This is a genomic window from Pseudomonas sp. GB2N2, assembly GCF_054897705.1.
Genome location: NZ_CM142701.1, coordinates 3,220,041 through 3,237,261 on the forward strand (window position 1 = coordinate 3,220,041; position 17,221 = coordinate 3,237,261).

A 17,221-nucleotide genomic window follows, 5' to 3' on the forward strand; every position below is an offset into this window, starting at 1 on the left:
GCACAATCCAAGAGGTGATTGATGCGCGCCAACTCGTCTGATCCACAAGACACCGTCACAGCGACACAACCTATCAAGCCCGAGCGTTTGCGCTTGCTTGATCTGGTCAGCAAATACCGTCAGCCCCTCGGCCTGGCGGTCACGCTGCTGTTGTTCGCTATCGCGCTGATTGCCTGTCGCCACCTGTTGAGCGAACTCGATCTGTACGCTCTGCATGACTCGATTCTCGATGTTCCAAAACCGGCACTCCTCGGTGCGCTGGCTGCGACCGTCGCCGGCTTCATCATTTTGCTCGGCTACGAATGGTCGGCCAGCCGCTATGCCGGCGTGAACCTGGCGCCGCGCGTCCTCGCGCTGGGCGGATTCACCGCATTCGCCATTGGCAACGCCATCGGCCTGTCGATGCTGTCGGGGGGCTCGGTTCGCTATCGCTTGTACGCGCGTTATGGCCTGGGGGCTTCTGACGTTGCCCACATGACGCTGTTCGCCAGCCTCTCGCTTGGCACCGCCCTGCCCCCGCTGGCCGCCCTCGCGACGCTCAGCAACCTGCCCGCCGCCTCTTCCGCCCTGGGTCTGTCCGAGGCACTGCTCGGTGCGATTGCCGTTGCTGTGCTGCTGCTGTTCAGCGTATTGGCTGTCGGCATCTATAAGCGCCGCCTGCCGGAGCAACCGTATCCGGACAGTCTGCTGGTCAAGGCCGGTCGTCGCACCTTGCGCCTTCCCGGCCGCCGTCTGACGTTCCTGCAACTGATCATTACTGCTCTCGATGTGGCTGCCGCCGCGACCGTGCTGTATCTGTTGTTGCCCGAAGCGCCGCCCTTCGGTGCGTTCCTGCTGGTGTACCTGCTGGCGTTGGCCGCCGGCGTGCTCAGCCATGTTCCCGGTGGCGTTGGTGTGTTCGAAGCAATTCTGCTGGCCGCCTTCGCCGACAAACTCGGCGCCGCGCCACTGGCGGCCGCGCTGCTGCTGTATCGCCTGATCTACGTGGTGCTGCCGTTACTGGTGGCGTGTTTGCTGCTGTTGATCAACGAAGGTCAACGCCTGTTTCAGACCCGCCAGTCCTTGCGCGCCGCTTCCGGCCTGGCTGCACCGATTCTGGCGGTGCTGGTGTTCCTGTCGGGCGTGGTCTTGCTGTTTTCCGGCGTGACCCCGGAAATCGATACCCGCCTGGAACACATCGGTTTCCTCATTCCCCATCGACTGGTCGACGCCTCGCACTTTGGCGCCAGCCTGGTGGGCGTGCTGTGCCTGCTGCTGGCTCAGGGCCTGCGTCGGCGCCTGTCGGCCGCGTGGATGCTCACCACCATTCTGTTGCTGGTCGGGGCCGTGCTCTCGGTGCTCAAGGGCTTCGACTGGGAAGAAGCCAGCCTGATGATCCTGACCGCGAGCCTGCTGGGGGTTTTCCGCCGCTCGTTCTATCGCGCGAGCCGCTTGACCGAACTGCCGTTTTCGCCGCTGTACCTGGTGTCGAGCCTGTGCGTGCTCGGCGCCTCGATCTGGCTGCTGCTGTTTGCCTATCAGGACGTTCCGTACAGCCATCAGCTCTGGTGGCAGTTCACCCTCGACGCCGATGCGCCCCGTGGCTTGCGCTCGCTGCTCGGTGCCGCCGTGCTACTGGTGGTGGTGTCCCTGACCTGGCTGCTGCGTACTGCGCGCCCGATCATTCACCTGCCGACACCGGATGAACTGGATCGCGCGGTAAAGATTCTGATGGCCTCGGCTCAACCGGATGGCGGCCTCGCACTGACCGGTGACAAGGCGCTGCTGTTTCACCCTAATGACGAAGCGTTCCTGATGTATGCCCGTCGTGGCCGCAGCCTGGTAGCACTGTACGACCCGATCGGGCCGACCCAGCAGCGGGCCGAAATGATCTGGCAGTTCCGCGACCTTTGCGACATCCACCACGCCCGCCCGGTGTTCTACCAAGTGCGCGCGGAAAATCTGCCGTACTACATGGACATCGGCCTGACCGCGATCAAGCTGGGCGAAGAAGCCCGGGTCGATCTGCAGCGCTTTGATCTCGAGGCCAAGGGCAAAGAGATGAAGGACCTGCGCTACACGTGGAACCGTGGCACTCGCGACGGCTTGTCGCTGGAGATTCATGAGCCAGGACATGCGCCGATGGATGAGCTACGGGTGATTTCCGATGCCTGGCTAACGGGCAAGAACGTGCGCGAGAAAGGCTTCTCCCTGGGCCGTTTCAGCGATGACTACCTCAAGCATTTCCGCGTCGCGGTGATTCGTTTCGAAGGGCGTCCGGTGGCGTTCGCCAATTTGCTCGAGACCTTTGGCCATGACCTGGCCAGCCTCGACCTGATGCGCGCACACCCGGAGGCCCCGAAGCTGACCATGGAGTTCATGATGGTCGGCCTGATTCAACATTATAAAAACCAGGGATACGCGCGTTTCAGTCTGGGCATGGTGCCGCTGTCGGGGTTGCAACCCCGTCGTGGCGCGCCACTGACCCAGCGTCTGGGCTCGATGGTGTTCCGCCGTGGTGAGCAGCTCTACAACTTCCAAGGCTTGCGCCGCTTCAAAGACAAATTCCAGCCTGACTGGGAACCCCGTTATATGGCCGTGCCCGCCGGACTTGATCCGCTGGTTGCCCTGGCCGACACTGCTGCCCTGATTGCGGGCGGCTTGACTGGATTGGTGAAACGCTGATGATTCAACGCTCCTTGCGCTACGTCCTGGCCACGCTGGTTGTGCTGGCCCTGATTCTCGGTGGCGGTTACTGGTACCTCAAACGCCCGGCGCCAGAACCGACCCTGCAACGGCTGACACCGGCCGACGGTGCCGTGCTGACCCGCGTCATTCCCGGCACCACCCCGCGCGCGCAAGTGCTGGTGGCGGTCACTGAAGAACAGAAGCTCAGCGACAAACAATTGATGACCCTGAGCCGCACCGGCGCGGCGCAGATTGTTCAGGTGATCCTGCCCAAGGAATGCCTGCTGCAAGCCCGCGCCCTGCAAGCCGGCTTGAGAGAACTCAAAGGCCCGGCGACCCTGGTCAGCGGCATCGGCCCTGGTGCCGTGCTGGCGTGGCGCTGGTTGTCCGAGCAGAAAGACGACAAGGCCCAGGCCGTTTCGGTGGACCTGGCCCTGGAAAAACCCGGCTGCACCCACCTGTTTCCAAAAAGCGCCGCTCACGGCCACTGGCTGGTAGCGTGGAACGACAACCCGGACGACGCCAGCGCGGGCTTCGTACGCGACCAACCGAACGCCGAAACCAGCATCAGCGACTACGACATCAACCTGCCGCAAGTGCTGAACAACGAACTGCGCAAAATCCTCGTCGGCGGCGACAAGGCCGCGGGTGGCCTGCAGATCCCGGTGGTTGAAGTGCCGGCCGGCCAGGCCAAGGATACGGTCACCCTGTTCCTCTCCGGCGACGGCGGCTGGCGCGACCTCGACCGCGACGTCGCAGGCGAAATGGCCAAGATCGGCTATCCGGTGGTCGGCATCGACACCCTGCGCTACTACTGGCAGCACAAGAGCCCGGAACAAAGCGCGCTGGACCTCGCCGAACTGATGCAGCACTACCGGCAGAAATGGGGCACCAAGCGCTTCATCCTGACCGGCTATTCGTTCGGCGCCGACGTATTGCCAGCCATCTACAACCGTCTGGAAGCCTCGGAACAGCAACGCGTCGACGCCATCATCCTACTGGCCTTCGCCCGCACCGGCAGCTTCGAAATCGAAGTCGAAGGCTGGCTCGGCAACGCCGGCAAAGAAGCCGCCACCGGCCCGGAAATGGCCAAGTTGCCACCGGAAAAAGTGGTGTGCATCTTCGGTGAAGAAGAAATCGACGAAAGCGGCTGCACCGACAAGACTGCCGTCGGCGAAGCCATCAAACTCCCCGGCGGCCACCACTTCGACGAGAACTACCCGAAACTGGCCCAACGGCTGGTGGACGTGATCGAGAAGCGCCAGGCGAAGGATGCGGCGGCTCAGGAGTGAACTGAACCCGCCGACAAAAAAAGCCCTCGCTGCCTAACGGTTGCGGGGGCTTTTTAATGCGTACTCAATCTTCAAAACGCCGCAGATACCTGTGGGAGCGGGCTTGCCCGCGATGGGGGTATGTCTGTGACATCAATGTCGAAGCGGCCACCGTCATCGCGGGCAAGCCCGCTCCCACAGGGATTTCCACAGCCTTCCCTGCAATGCATCAAACCGCTCGCCGTGTTTAGTTTCGTTTACTTAAGGTGTCGAAATATCGGATGACGTCCGCAGACCTTGTAGGCAAACTCCGAATCGCGTTTTTTGGGCAGTTTGATGCCTTGTTGCGCTTTTCTTTGGCGGGATAGTCTCGGGTCGTCGCTGAACATTCAGCGATCGGGCTTGGAAACCCGTCAAGTCAAGCGAAACAACAACCCCATCAGGACGGCAGTCGTTTTACGGCTGTGATCTTTGTTATGGCGGCTGTGCGTGGGACGCCCCTGGGCGTGCCGGTTTCCTTGGCTCCGGTTTTCCAACCTGCGCACAGCTGCCACCCATTCGATTGGAAACGAACGTGGCAGCCTCTTACGTCAAGGAGCTTCACCATGACAAAAAACAAATCCGTCGGACCTCTCAGATCTAAAAACCATCGGCCTCACCCCCTTCATCTACTGCTCAAACCAGGCGCTGTTCCGTGTCAGTCGAGACGTGCCCCTCGGTGATGCGCTGGCCATGGCCTCTGACTTCCTGTTCCTCTCCAAGGACCTGACCCGAGAGGCGGCCTTCAACCGCGATACCGACCGGCACATCTGGGCCGCGCATTATTTGACGGCGATGAGCAAAGCGGTGATTGATGATGCGATGAAGGTGTTGCAGGGGCCTCCTCCGGCGAGAATCGAAGCCAAAAAATAATGGCCTGAACGCAATCCCAACAGACGCCACAAACCCACTGTAGGAGCGAGCCTGCTCGCGAAAAACCCGAGGACGCCGCGGGGCATCTGGTTTTACGCGTTATCGTTCACGACCATCGCGAGCAGGCTCGCTCCTACAGGGGATCGTCGTTTGTTCGGATAAAGTGTTAGGCACAAAAAAGCCCCCGCCGCCTTCATGGCAACGGGGGCTTTTTGATGTGGCGGGGTTACATCTCGACCTGCGTCCCCAACTCGATCACCCGGTTCAGCGGCAGATTGAAGAAGCGCAAATTACCATTCGCATTCTTCAACATGAACGCAAACAACGCCTCACGCCAGCGGGCCATGCCTTCCAGTTTGGAGGCGATGACCGTCTCGCGGCTGAGGAAGTAGGTGGTACGCATCGGGCTGAAATCCAGGTCATCGAGGTGACACAGCTTCAGCGCCTGTGGCACATCCGGTTCATCAACGAAGCCGAAGTGCAGGATTACCCGGAAGAACCCTTCGCCGTAGGAATCCACCTCGAAGCGCCGGGTCGGCGGTACCCGCGGGATGTCTTCGTACACCACGGTCAGCAGCACCACTTGCTCGTGCAGCACCTGGTTGTGCAGCAGGTTGTGCAATAACGCGTGGGGCACGGCGTCCGGGCGCGCGGTGAGGAACACGGCGGTGCCCTGCACACGATGCGGCGGTTGCACGGCGATGCTGCTGATGAAAATCGGCAGCGGCAAACCGCCCTCGTCCATGCGTTCCACCAGCAGTTGCTTGCCGCGTTTCCAGGTGGTCATCAGCACGAACAGCGCAATACCGGCGATCACCGGGAAGGCCCCGCCCTGGACGATTTTCGGCACGTTGGCGGCAAAGTACAGGCCGTCTACCAACAGGAAACCGAGCAAAAGCGGCACGGCGAATACGGGTGGCCACTTCCACAACAGCAGCATCACCGCCGACACCAGAATCGTGGTCATCAGCATCGTGCCGGTTACGGCCACACCGTAGGCGGAGGCCAGGGCGCCGGAGGATTCAAAGCCGATCACCAAGAGGATCACGCCGACCATCAGCGACCAGTTCACCGCGCCAATGTAGATCTGGCCTTGCTCGGCGCTGGAGGTGTGACGAATGTGCATGCGCGGAATGTAGCCGAGCTGGATCGCCTGACGGGTCAGGGAGAACGCGCCGGAAATCACCGCTTGCGAAGCAATGACCGTGGCCATGGTCGACAGCCCCACCAGCGGGATCAATGCCCAGCTCGGCGCCAGCAGATAGAACGGGTTGCGCGCCGCTTCCGGGTCACCCAGTAGCAGGGCACCCTGACCGAAGTAGTTCAGCACCAGCGCCGGCAACACGAGGATGAACCAGGCGCGGGCAATCGGCTTGCGCCCGAAGTGGCCCATGTCGGCGTACAGCGCTTCGGCACCGGTCAAGGCCAGCACCACCGCACCGAGGATCGCCACGCCCATGCCCGGGTGATCCATGAAGAAGCGCACGCCCCAGACCGGGTTCATCGCGTGCAACACTTCAGGGTGCTGAAGGATGCCGTAGACGCCCAACGCGCCCAGGACCAGAAACCAGGTGACCATGATCGGCCCGAACAGAATGCCGATTCTCGCGGTGCCGTGACTCTGGATCAAGAACAGCGCCACCAGCACGATCAGCGACAGCGGCACCACCCAATGGTCGATGCCATCGAACGCCAATCCCAGGCCTTCAATCGCTGAGAGCACGGAGATCGCCGGGGTGATCATGCTGTCGCCATAAAACAGCGCCGCGCCGATCAGCCCGCAGACCACCAGCAGCGATCGCAGCTTCGGATAACCTGCCGCCGCTCGCCGAGCCAGCGCGGTCAACGCCATGATCCCGCCTTCCCCTTGGTTGTCGGCGCGAAGTACATACATCATGTACTTGATCGAGACGACCCAGATCAGCGACCAGAAGATCAGCGCTAGAATGCCCAACACGCCGTCATGGTTGACCGGTACACCGTAACCACCGGAAAACACCTCTTTGAGCGTGTACAGCGGGCTCGTGCCGATATCGCCATAAACCACCCCGACTGCCGCGACCAGCATGCCGATCGGCTTTGCCGCCGAATGCCCGGCGCTCGCTGCCTGACTACTTGCCTGACCCATCCACCACTCCTACTACCCAGACCGGGCTTCTTTTGAAGAAGCACTATGCTTTGCCACGCAGCATGCGCTGTTTTACTTCACGTTACAGACGTTTCGTTGACTGTAAAAAATCGGTAAAGCCCAACGGCGCGAAGCATAGCGCAGCACTCGTCGTATTTCCCTCCATAAAGCTGGTCATCTGCGCAACTGATCGATAGAATTGCGCACTTTTTGATCAGAGGCGCAGCCAAGCGCCCGATTAACGCCTTGCCCGTTTGCGGCTGGAGGCGTCACAAATACCGAGGTTAGACATGTCCACCACTCCCGCGTCGGCCAATCCTAAGGTTGGCTTCGTATCCCTGGGTTGCCCCAAAGCACTGGTCGACTCCGAGCGCATCCTTACCCAGCTGCGCATGGAAGGGTATGACGTCGTGTCCACTTATCAGGACGCCGACGTCGTGGTGGTCAACACCTGCGGTTTCATCGACTCGGCCAAGGCTGAATCCCTGGAAGTGATTGGCGAGGCGATCAAGGAAAACGGCAAGGTCATCGTCACCGGTTGCATGGGCGTCGAAGAAGGCACCATTCGCAACGTGCACCCGAGCGTGCTGGCCGTAACCGGTCCGCAGCAGTACGAGCAAGTGGTCAACGCCGTGCACGACGTCGTGCCGCCGCGCAAGGATCACAACCCGCTGATCGACCTGGTGCCGCCGCAAGGCATCAAGTTGACCCCCCGCCACTACGCCTATCTGAAGATTTCCGAAGGCTGCAACCACAGCTGCAGCTTCTGCATCATCCCGTCGATGCGCGGCAAACTGGTCAGCCGTCCGGTCGGCGACGTGCTCGACGAGGCCCAGCGTCTGGTCAAGGCCGGCGTCAAAGAGCTGCTGGTGATTTCCCAAGACACCAGCGCCTATGGCGTCGACGTGAAATACCGCACCGGGTTCTGGAACGGCATGCCGGTGAAAACCCGCATGACCGAACTCTGCGAAGCCCTGAGCACCCTCGGCGTCTGGGTTCGCCTGCACTACGTTTACCCATACCCGCACGTCGACGAGCTGATCCCGCTGATGGCCGCCGGGAAAATCCTGCCGTACCTGGACATCCCGTTCCAGCACGCCAGCCCGAAAGTCCTGAAGTCGATGAAACGCCCGGCGTTCGAAGACAAGACCCTGGCTCGGATCAAGAACTGGCGCGTGATCTGCCCGGACCTGATCATCCGCTCGACGTTCATCGTCGGCTTCCCCGGTGAAACCGAAGAAGACTTCCAGTACCTGCTCAACTGGCTGACCGAAGCCCAGCTCGACCGCGTCGGCTGCTTCCAGTATTCGCCGGTCGAAGGCGCACCGGCCAACGACCTCGACCTGGACGTGGTCCCGGACGAGGTCAAGCAGGACCGTTGGGACCGCTTCATGGCGCACCAGCAAGCCATCAGCTCGGCACGCCTGCAAATGCGCGTCGGCCGTGAAATCGAAGTGCTGGTGGATGAAGTCGACGAGCAAGGGGCCGTCGGCCGCTGCTTCTTCGACGCGCCGGAAATCGACGGCAACGTGTTCATCGACAACGGCAGCAACCTGAAGCCGGGCGACAAGGTCTGGTGCAAAGTGACCGACGCCGACGAATACGACCTGTGGGCTGAACAGATCTAAACGCAAAAAATACAAAAAGCCCTGCGCTCTTGACGAGATGCGGGGCTTTTTTACGGCTATCGTTTCAGGTGAGAAAGGACTCGCACACTCCACTGCAAAAGGGGCATTCGGCCATGCGCCAACGTTCAGTCATCCACACGCCGACACTGAGTGACTACCCGGAACTGACACAAGTCTGGGAAGCATCGGTGCGCGCCACCCACGACTTTCTGCCGGACAGCTACATCGAACTGCTGAAAAACCTCGTGCTGACCCGCTATCTCGACGCGGTGATGCTGATCTGCACCAAAGATTCACGCCAGCGCATCACCGGGTTCGCCGGCGTCGCGGCGGGCAAGATCGAAATGCTCTTCATCGACCCTGCTCATCGGGGCCAAGGCTTGGGGAAATTGTTGCTGCGTTATGCCATGGAACACCTGAACGCCGATGAACTGGACGTCAACGAGCAGAATCCGCAGGCATTAGGGTTTTACTTCAAGCAGGGCTTCGAGGTGATCGGCCGCACGGAACATGACGGGATGGGGCAGCCTTATCCCCTGCTGCACATGCGGTTGCGCCAGGCTCAGCAACAGACGCGCAATGGCTGACCCCTACAAAAAGCCCAACGGTGAAATGGAGCCGGGATTAACCGGCGCCCAGCAGGTACAATGCCCACCCCTTTTTTGTTACGGCCCTGTCATGACTGACCCGATTCGTCTCTCCAAACGCCTCATCGAACTCGTCGGCTGTTCCCGTCGGGAGGCTGAGCTGTTCATCGAGGGCGGCTGGGTCACCGTGGACGGCGAAGTCATCGACGAGCCGCAGTTCAAGGTCAACACCCAGAAAGTTGAGCTCGACCCGGAGGCCAAGGCCACCGCGCCAGAGCCGGTGACCATCCTGTTCAATGTGGCGGTGGGCATGGACGCGGAAACGGCCATGGCCACCATCAGCGCCGAAACCCTGAGCGAAGAACACCGCTTCAGCAAACGTCCGCTCAAGGGCCATTTCCTGCGCCTGACCGCCAGCACCGACCTGCAGGCCAACGCCAGCGGCCTGCTGGTGTTCACCCAGGACTGGAAGATCCTGCGCAAACTGACGGCCGACTCCGCGAAGATCGAGCAAGAGTATGTGGTCGAAGTTGAAGGTGACATGGTGGCTCATGGCCTCAACCGCCTGAACCACGGTCTGACGTACAAGGGCAAGGAATTGCCAGCGGTCAAAGCCAGCTGGCAGAACGAAAACCGCCTGCGCTTTGCGATGAAGAACCCACAACCGGGCGTGATTGCCCTGTTCTGCCAGGCCGTCGGCCTGAAGGTCGTCGCCATCCGCCGCATCCGCATCGGTGGCGTGTCCATCGGCAAAGTGCCGTTGGGGCAATGGCGCTACCTGTCCGGCAAAGAGAAGTTCTAAGACTTTTCACGCCGCCCTACATTCCGGCGCCGCTGTTTATGCGGCGCCCACTGCCGATATCAGGATTGCACACCATGATTCATAACGACGTACTGCGCAGCGTGCGCTACATGCTCGACATCAGCGACAAGAAAGTCATCGAGATCATCAAGACCGGTGGCATGGACGTGTCCCTGGAAGACCTGCTGACCTACCTCGACAAGAAAGAGGAAGACGAAGAAGGCTTCGTGCGCTGCCCGGACGACGTCATGGCGCATTTCCTCGACGGCCTGGTGATCTTCAAGCGCGGCAAGGACGAAAGCCGTCCGCCGCAGCCGATCGAAGTGCCGGTGACCAACAACATCATCCTGAAGAAACTGCGCGTGGCGTTTGAACTGAAGGAAGACGACATGCACGCGATCCTCAAGGCCGCCGAGTTTCCGGTGTCCAAGCCTGAGCTAAGCGCGCTTTTCCGCAAGTTCGGCCACACCAACTACCGCACCTGCGGCGATCAGTTGCTGCGCAACTTCCTCAAGGGGCTCACGCTGCGCGTGAGAGCCTGAAGCAGTTGCAAGCTGCAAGCCGCAAGCCGCAAGCCCGTTGTGGCTTGTGGCTTGTGGCTTGTAGCTGGGCCGCATGGCCTCCCATTCCGCGCAAAAATAGTGGCTCCGCTTCAAGCGGCTGACGACTAGGGTGTAAAGACCCTCAGCTCTCAGGATTCGCCATGCACCCGTATTTCTCCCTGCAAGGCCGCACCGCTCTGGTGACCGGCGGCACCCGTGGTATCGGCAAAATGATTGCCAAGGCCTACGTAGAGGCCGGCGCCACTGTGTACGTCTGCGCCCGCGATGCCGAGGCCTGTCAGCAAACGGCTGACGAGTTGAGTGCGTTCGGGCGTTGCCATGGCGTGGCCGCCAATCTGGCCACTGAAGAGGGTGTGCTGCAACTGGCCACGCGACTGGGCGAAAAGATCACCCACCTGGACATTCTGGTGAACAACGCCGGCACCACTTGGGGCGCGCCGCTGGAAAGTTATCCGGTCAAGGGCTGGGAAAAAGTCATGCAGCTCAACGTGACGTCGGTGTTCAACTGCATCCAGCAGTTTTTGCCGCTGCTGAAGAAAGCCGGTTCGGCGGCGAATCCGGCGCGGATTATCAACATTGGCTCAGTGGCGGGGATTTCTTCCTTCGGCGAGCAGGCCTATGCCTACGGGCCGAGCAAGGCAGCCCTGCACCAACTGTCGCGGATTCTGGCGCGGGAACTGGTGACTGAGCACATCAACGTCAACGTGATCGCGCCAGGACGCTTTCCAAGCAAGATGACCCAGCACATCGGCAACGACGAGAAGGCGCTGGCGGAGGATTCGGCGTTGATTCCGATGAAGCGTTGGGGCCGGGAGGAAGAGATGGCGGCGTTGGCGATCAGCCTGGCGAGTACGGCTGGGGCGTATATGACGGGGAATATTATTCCTCTGGATGGTGGGTTCAACCTCTAGATTGGGGCCGGTAAAGGCACAACTGAATACCGGGTGAACGGGTTATCATGCCCACCCAACTTCGCCCGCCCCCAAACCATGACCTATAGCGTTTCCCCCATCGGCTTCGTGCGCTCCTGCTTCAAGGAGAAGTTCGCCATCCCGCGCCAGCCGCAACTGGCGCCCGCTGCCCGTGGCGTGCTGGAACTGGTAGCGCCATTTGATCAGGGTGATGCAGTGCAAGGTCTGGAGCAGGTCAGCCACGTCTGGCTGCTGTTCCTGTTTCACCAGGCGCTGGAGGAAAAACCACGGCTGAAAGTCCGCCCTCCCCGTCTCGGCGGCAACAAATCCATGGGCGTGTTCGCCACCCGTGCGACGCATCGTCCCAATGGCATCGGCCAGTCCGTGGTAAAGCTGGACAAGGTCGAAGCTGGTCGCCTGTGGATATCCGGCATCGACTTGCTGGATGGCACGCCGATTCTCGACATCAAGCCCTACGTGCCTTATGCCGACATCATTGACACGGCGTCCAACAGCATCGCCAGCGCGCCGCCGCAGCTGATTCCCGTGCAGTGGACGGATTCGGCGCTGCAACAGGCGCATGGTCATGCTCAGCGGCTGGAAGAGCCTTTGGTCGAGTTGATTGAGCAATGTTTGGCGCAGGACCCCCGCCCGGCCTATCAAACACCTGCGCCTGAGCGGGTATATGGCGCGCAGTTCTGGGATGTGGATGTGCGGTGGCACTATCCGCAGGCAGGCGTGATCAGCGTCCTTGAAGTCATTCCGGCCTCCAACCTGGATCGGGCATAAAAAAACCCCCATTGCCTCTGCAGGCAATGGGGGGTTTTCGGCGATGCGTTGGCTTATTTCTCGACGAACGCACGTTCGATCAGGTAATCACCCGGCTCGCGCATCCGTGGCGAAACTTTCAGGCCGAAGCTGTTCAACACTTCGCTGGTTTCGTCGAGCATGCTCGGGCTGCCGCACAGCATGGCGCGGTCGTCCTGCGGGTTGATCGGCGGCAGGCTGATGTCGCTGAACAGCTTGCCGCTGCGCATCAGGTCGGTCAGGCGGCCTTCGTTTTCGAACGGCTCGCGGGTCACGGTCGGGTAGTAGATCAACTTGTCACGCAGGGCATCGCCGAAGAACTCGTTCTGCGGCAGGTGCTCGGTGATGAACTCGCGGTAGGCGACTTCGTTGACGTAACGTACGCCGTGGCACAGGATCACTTTTTCGAAACGCTCGTAGGTTTCCGGGTCCTGGATGACGCTCATGAACGGCGCCAGACCGGTACCAGTGCTCAGCAGGTACAAATGTTTGCCAGGCTTCAAGTCGTCCAGTACCAGCGTGCCCGTAGGCTTTTTGCTGATGATGATCTCGTCGCCTTCCTTCAGGTGCTGCAACTGGGAAGTCAGCGGACCATCAGGCACCTTGATGCTGAAAAACTCGAGATGCTCTTCCCAGTTCGGGCTGGCAATCGAATAAGCGCGCATGAGCGGCCGGCCGTTGGGCTGTTGCAGGCCGATCATCACGAACTGACCGTTCTCGAAGCGCAGGCCCGGATCGCGGGTGCACTTGAAGCTGAACAGAGTGTCGTTCCAGTGGTGAACACTGAGGACACGCTCGTGGTTCATGTTGCTCATGTACGTGGGACTCCTGGGGATTTTGCCTGCGCCGATCATGTGCGCAATTGCATCGCATTCTAATCGCAGCGACAATATCTGTTAAATGGATTATTAAGATAAGGGTTATCGGTTATATAGATATGCGATTTACTCTCCGTCAACTTCAAGTATTCGTCGCCGTCGCCCAGCAGGACAGCGTATCCCGTGCTGCAGGCCTGCTCAACCTCTCGCAATCGGCGGCGAGCACTTCGATCACCGAGCTGGAACGCCAGTCGAGCTGTCAGCTTTTCGACCGCGCCGGCAAACGGCTGAGCCTTAACGCCCTCGGCAAGCAGCTATTGCCGCAAGCGGTGGCAATGCTCGACCAGGCCAAGGAAATTGAAGACCTGCTCAACGGCAAGTCGGGTTTCGGCTCCCTCGCGGTCGGCGCGACCCTGACCATCGGTAATTACCTGGCGACTTTGCTGATCGGCAGCTTCATGCAGCGTCATCCGGAAAGCCAGGTGAAACTGCACGTGCAGAACACTGCCAACATCGTGCAACAAGTCGCTCACTATGAAATTGATCTGGGCCTGATCGAAGGCGATTGCAGTCATCCGGACATTGAAGTGCAGAGCTGGGTCGAAGATGAACTGGTGGTGTTTTGTGCGCCACAGCATCCGCTGGCTGTCCGCGGCACGGCGAGCATGGAAGAACTGAGCCACGAGGCCTGGATCTTGCGCGAACAAGGCTCTGGCACGCGGCTGACTTTTGACCAGGCCATGCGTCACCATCGCAGCTCGCTGAACATACGCCTCGAACTGGAGCACACCGAAGCGATCAAGCGCGCGGTGGAGTCAGGATTGGGGATTGGCTGTATCTCGCGCCTGGCACTGCGCGATGCATTCCGTCGCGGCAGTCTGGTGCCGGTGGAGACACCGGACCTGGACTTGGCGCGGCAGTTCTATTTCATCTGGCACAAACAGAAATTTCAGACACCGGCGATGCGCGAATTCCTTGACCTGTGCCGCGCCTTCACCGCCGGGGTTCAGCGCAGCGACGAGATCGTGCTGCCCACCATCGCTTAAAGCAGGATCACCGCCCACACCAGCGCGATCATGGTCAACGCCACGAATTGCGCGGCGCTGCCCATGTCCTTGGCGTTCTTGGACAGCGGGTGCAGCTCAAGGGAAATGCGGTCGATCGCCGCTTCCACCGCTGAGTTGAGCAATTCGACGATCAAGGCCAACAGACAGACGGCAATGAGCAGCGCCTGTTCGACGCGGCTGACGCTCAAGAAGAACGAAATCGGAATCAGGATGACGTTGAGCAACACCAGTTGCCGGAAAGCCGCTTCACCGGTGAAGGCTGCGCGCAGGCCGTCCAGCGAGTAACCGGAGGCGTTAAGGATGCGTTTCAGGCCGGTCTGGCCTTTGAAAGGGGACATAAAATAGCAACTGACCAAAAGGAAGTGGGAAAGCTAGTTCAACCAAAGTCAAAAAAGCGTGAAGGCGGAAATGCTTAGTGGCTCGAAATTGACTCAAGTTGTTGCAGGAGTAACGCCGCCTGCGTTCGGGTCCGCACGTTGAGCTTACGGAAAATCGCCGTGACGTGGGCTTTGATTGTCGCTTCGGACACGCTCAGTTCGTAGGCAATCTGCTTGTTCAGCAAACCTTCACAGACCATGGTCAGCACCCGGAACTGCTGCGGCGTGAGGCTGGCGAGCCCTTCGCTGGCGGCTTTGGCTTCGTCGGACACGCTGACCGCTTCAAACGCCTGGGGCGGCCAGAATACATCGCCATCCAGCACCGCACGTACGGCTTTCTGGATCACGCTGAGGTCACTGGATTTGGGAATGAAACCGCTGGCACCGAACTCACGGGACTTGACCATGATCGAGGCTTCTTCCTGCGCCGACACCATCACCACCGGAATCTGCGGGTACTGACCCCGCAACAGCACCAGCCCGGAAAAACCGTAGGCACCGGGCATGTTCAGGTCCAGCAACACCAGGTCCCAGTCGGACTTTTCATCGAGGCGGGTTTCCAGTTCGGCAATGCTCGCCACTTCCACCAGACGGACGTCCGGGCCAAGGCCCAGGGTCAACGCTTGGTGCAGGGCACTACGAAAAAGAGGGTGGTCATCGGCAATCAGGATTTCGTATGTGGCCATTGTTCTAATGATCCTGTTCTTCTAACAACTCGAGGTGCAGCCACGGAGCTGCACCAACAGGGCACGTTCAACGCCAATTACGTGGCTGTTCACGTAAAGCAGCGGCGTATCAAATTTCGGGCGTGCCCCAATCGGCGCCAAGCATGCCCAGCGAAACCGGGGTGGTCAAGGTACCTGGCCGCTACAGTTCTTTGCAGTATGGGCGACAATCAGGCCATGGAGGCGGCAGTTTTCTGCACGAACGGCATCAGCTCTGCATGTGCCGGTGTTTCAACATTCATTTCCAACTGGTGCTTTGCATCGAGGTAATGCTGGCTGAACACATCAAAATAAGCGTCGAGCGCCGATGCGGCCTTTATATCGCCCGCCAGATCGAGGCACAGTGCCGCCACTTCCGCAGTGCACAAATGTTCGCTGCGGGTCGACCGGCGCAGCCGATAGCGCGACAGTTTTTCGGGCAGCAGGCTCAAGATCGGCAGCGCATCAAAATACGGGCTTTTGCGGAATATCTTCCGGGCTTCGGTCCAGGTGGCGTCCAGCAGAATAAACAGCGGCCGCTTGCTGCTATCGAATTCGACCGTATTCGTCACACGCTCAGGCGCGACGTACTCGCCCGGAAAGACCAGATACGGTTGCCATTGCGGGTCGGCAAGCAATGCCAACAGCTGTGGATCGGTTTCCGTACGCGACCAGATGAAGGCATGGTTGTCGCGCACTACGTCGGCAATTAGCCAGCCGGTGTTGCTCGGCTTGAACACTTCCTTATTGGTCATGATCAGGCAGACGCCGGAGCGGGTATCGACCTGCGGGCGCCAGGCGCACAGGCAGTGACTCTCGATCACGCGGCAGGCATGGCAGCGCGGTGCCCTCCAGCCTCGGGCCTGAATCGGCTTGATGCCTTCTTCTTCGCGCTGATCGCGCAGGCGCGCAACGGCATTGGGGGCATGATTCATCGTAGGCAATTCATCGTAGGCAACACTGGCAGACTGGAAAACTCGGCACGAACAGCACTCGGGAGGGCAATAAAGGCCGGCAGTTTAACAGAGCCTCTGGCGCAAGCCTGTACCGTCCAGACCACGTCCCCTATAATTCTCCGCCACTGAACGCACAGTCATGTGGCTGGTCGAACCACCAGTTCACTGAACCAGGAGAGTTTCATGCTTCGCCTTATCGTTCCCACCGCTGCCATTCTGCTGGCGTCGTCCCTCACCGCTCAGGCCGCATCCTTGAGTGAGCAGAATCTCAACCGCGAGCTGCGCAACGTCGCCGCACAAAGCAGCGCCGGCACGCCACGGGCGATCAACGAAGACATTCTCGATCAGGGCTACACCGTCGAAGGCAATGTGTTGATCAACCACTTGAGCGTGCAAAGCAGCCACGCCAACAAGATGCGCGAAGACCCGAAAGCGGTGTACTTCCAGCTCGGTGCTTCAGTTTGCAACAACCCTTCGTACCGCAAACTGATGGCCAAGGGCGCAGTCATGCGTTACGACTTCACCGAGGTGAAGACCAACCGCGCAGTTGGCTCCGCCAGCTATCAGGAATCGGATTGCCCGAAAGCCGCACCGGCGAAGAAAAAGTAATCAATGGGCATTGGCGCGCCGCTGTTCATCCTCGGCGCGCAGTTCTGCCAACAGTGCCTGCAAATAGCGCGAGTGCCGATCGGCTCCCTCTAAGCGCCGGCAGCATTCCTCCTCGAGGCTCAAATGATTGGTCTCGGCTGAGGACTTCAATAATCGATACAGTTGCGTATCGATCTCCAGAATGACTCTGGTCATAGCATCCCGCCTCCCTGCACCTCGCCCTGCTTGAGCGATAAATCCTTGAACAGCTTGTACCGTGCGCCCTGCCTTTGACGCGAAGTTGTCGTGTCACGCCTGTCAATTAGTAAATCAGAGTACGAGACTCCCGGCGTGCCTTCAGACGAGTGGTGAAATCACTTTGCATATCGGCAATAAGCGGTTGCCAGGAAAGACTTTGCAGCGCAATGATCACGT

Annotated in this window: 17 protein-coding genes; 11 read left to right on the top strand and 6 right to left on the bottom strand. The window is 60.0% G+C overall.

What is annotated here, in order from left to right; all coding sequences use genetic code 11:
• Nucleotides 1–21 precede the first annotated feature (21 nt).
• The 3 genes from mprF (at nt 22) to ACYZT4_RS15005 (ending at nt 4,850) form a co-directional block, all read left to right on the top strand.
• Complete coding sequence (gene mprF / locus ACYZT4_RS14995; protein WP_461980835.1) at nt 22–2,664, top strand: bifunctional lysylphosphatidylglycerol flippase/synthetase MprF; 2,643 nt, start codon at nt 22–24, stop codon at nt 2,662–2,664.
• Entirely contained in the window at nt 2,664–3,959 is a 1,296-nt protein-coding gene (locus tag ACYZT4_RS15000) for a virulence factor family protein (RefSeq protein ID WP_461980837.1), read from the top strand. The genes mprF and ACYZT4_RS15000 overlap by 1 nt, the downstream gene beginning before the upstream one ends.
• Nucleotides 3,960–4,586: 627 nt before the next feature.
• Complete coding sequence (locus tag ACYZT4_RS15005) at nt 4,587–4,850, top strand: DUF3077 domain-containing protein (protein ID WP_461988691.1); 264 nt, start codon at nt 4,587–4,589, stop codon at nt 4,848–4,850.
• A gap of 226 nt (nt 4,851–5,076) precedes the next feature.
• Here ACYZT4_RS15005 and ACYZT4_RS15010 read toward each other — a convergent pair whose 3' ends face one another.
• Nucleotides 5,077–6,978, bottom strand: coding sequence for a potassium transporter Kup (locus ACYZT4_RS15010; RefSeq protein WP_461980839.1), 1,902 nt, complete (start codon nt 6,976–6,978; stop codon nt 5,077–5,079).
• Between the two features lie 290 nt (nt 6,979–7,268).
• Between ACYZT4_RS15010 and rimO the strand changes: the two genes are divergently transcribed.
• The 6 genes from rimO (at nt 7,269) to tsaA (ending at nt 12,258) form a co-directional block, all read left to right on the top strand.
• Nucleotides 7,269–8,606 carry a 30S ribosomal protein S12 methylthiotransferase RimO gene (gene rimO, locus ACYZT4_RS15015; protein WP_461980840.1) on the top strand — a complete coding sequence of 446 codons (1,338 nt, stop codon included), beginning with the start codon at nt 7,269–7,271 and terminating at the stop codon, nt 8,604–8,606.
• A gap of 113 nt (nt 8,607–8,719) precedes the next feature.
• Nucleotides 8,720–9,193, top strand: coding sequence for a GNAT family N-acetyltransferase (locus ACYZT4_RS15020; protein ID WP_461980842.1), 474 nt, complete (start codon nt 8,720–8,722; stop codon nt 9,191–9,193).
• 91 nt (nt 9,194–9,284) lie between these two features.
• A complete protein-coding gene (locus ACYZT4_RS15025; protein ID WP_461980844.1) occupies nt 9,285–9,995 on the top strand; it encodes an rRNA pseudouridine synthase in 711 nt (236 codons plus the stop codon).
• Between the two features lie 74 nt (nt 9,996–10,069).
• On the top strand, nt 10,070–10,537 hold the full coding sequence (locus ACYZT4_RS15030) for a YehS family protein (protein ID WP_461980846.1): 468 nt from the start codon (nt 10,070–10,072) through the stop codon (nt 10,535–10,537).
• A 161-nt stretch (nt 10,538–10,698) separates the two neighbouring features.
• A complete protein-coding gene (locus tag ACYZT4_RS15035; RefSeq protein WP_461980847.1) occupies nt 10,699–11,469 on the top strand; it encodes an SDR family oxidoreductase in 771 nt (256 codons plus the stop codon).
• A gap of 78 nt (nt 11,470–11,547) precedes the next feature.
• On the top strand, nt 11,548–12,258 hold the full coding sequence (gene tsaA, locus ACYZT4_RS15040; RefSeq protein WP_461980849.1) for a tRNA (N6-threonylcarbamoyladenosine(37)-N6)-methyltransferase TrmO: 711 nt from the start codon (nt 11,548–11,550) through the stop codon (nt 12,256–12,258).
• A 53-nt stretch (nt 12,259–12,311) separates the two neighbouring features.
• Here tsaA and fpr read toward each other — a convergent pair whose 3' ends face one another.
• The gene (gene fpr, locus ACYZT4_RS15045; RefSeq protein WP_461980851.1) at nt 12,312–13,091 is read right to left on the bottom strand and encodes a ferredoxin-NADP reductase; all 780 of its coding nucleotides are present in this window, start codon (nt 13,089–13,091) and stop codon (nt 12,312–12,314) included.
• 122 nt (nt 13,092–13,213) lie between these two features.
• Between fpr and ACYZT4_RS15050 the strand changes: the two genes are divergently transcribed.
• On the top strand, nt 13,214–14,140 hold the full coding sequence (locus ACYZT4_RS15050; RefSeq protein WP_461980853.1) for a LysR family transcriptional regulator: 927 nt from the start codon (nt 13,214–13,216) through the stop codon (nt 14,138–14,140).
• Here ACYZT4_RS15050 and ACYZT4_RS15055 read toward each other — a convergent pair.
• The 3 genes from ACYZT4_RS15055 to ACYZT4_RS15065 form a co-directional block, all read right to left on the bottom strand.
• Nucleotides 14,137–14,499 carry a diacylglycerol kinase gene (locus ACYZT4_RS15055; protein ID WP_401323354.1) on the bottom strand — a complete coding sequence of 121 codons (363 nt, stop codon included), beginning with the start codon at nt 14,497–14,499 and terminating at the stop codon, nt 14,137–14,139. The two genes, ACYZT4_RS15050 and ACYZT4_RS15055, sit on opposite strands and share 4 nt — an antisense overlap.
• 74 nt (nt 14,500–14,573) lie before the next feature.
• Nucleotides 14,574–15,224, bottom strand: a complete 651-nt coding sequence (gene erdR, locus ACYZT4_RS15060; RefSeq protein WP_017336764.1) for a response regulator transcription factor ErdR — start codon at nt 15,222–15,224, stop codon at nt 14,574–14,576.
• A gap of 209 nt (nt 15,225–15,433) precedes the next feature.
• A complete protein-coding gene (locus tag ACYZT4_RS15065) occupies nt 15,434–16,177 on the bottom strand; it encodes a tRNA-uridine aminocarboxypropyltransferase (protein ID WP_461980856.1) in 744 nt (247 codons plus the stop codon).
• Nucleotides 16,178–16,381: 204 nt separating this feature from the next.
• On the opposite strand from ACYZT4_RS15065, the gene ACYZT4_RS15070 reads away from it, so the two are divergent.
• Nucleotides 16,382–16,807 (top strand): PA3611 family quorum-sensing-regulated virulence factor, encoded by a 426-nt coding sequence (locus ACYZT4_RS15070; RefSeq protein WP_461980858.1) that lies wholly within the window; start codon nt 16,382–16,384, stop codon nt 16,805–16,807.
• Here the strand turns inward: ACYZT4_RS15070 and ACYZT4_RS15075 are convergent, their stop codons facing one another.
• Nucleotides 16,808–17,002, bottom strand: coding sequence for a hypothetical protein (locus ACYZT4_RS15075; protein WP_461980860.1), 195 nt, complete (start codon nt 17,000–17,002; stop codon nt 16,808–16,810).
• Between the last annotated feature and the right edge of the window lie 219 nt (nt 17,003–17,221).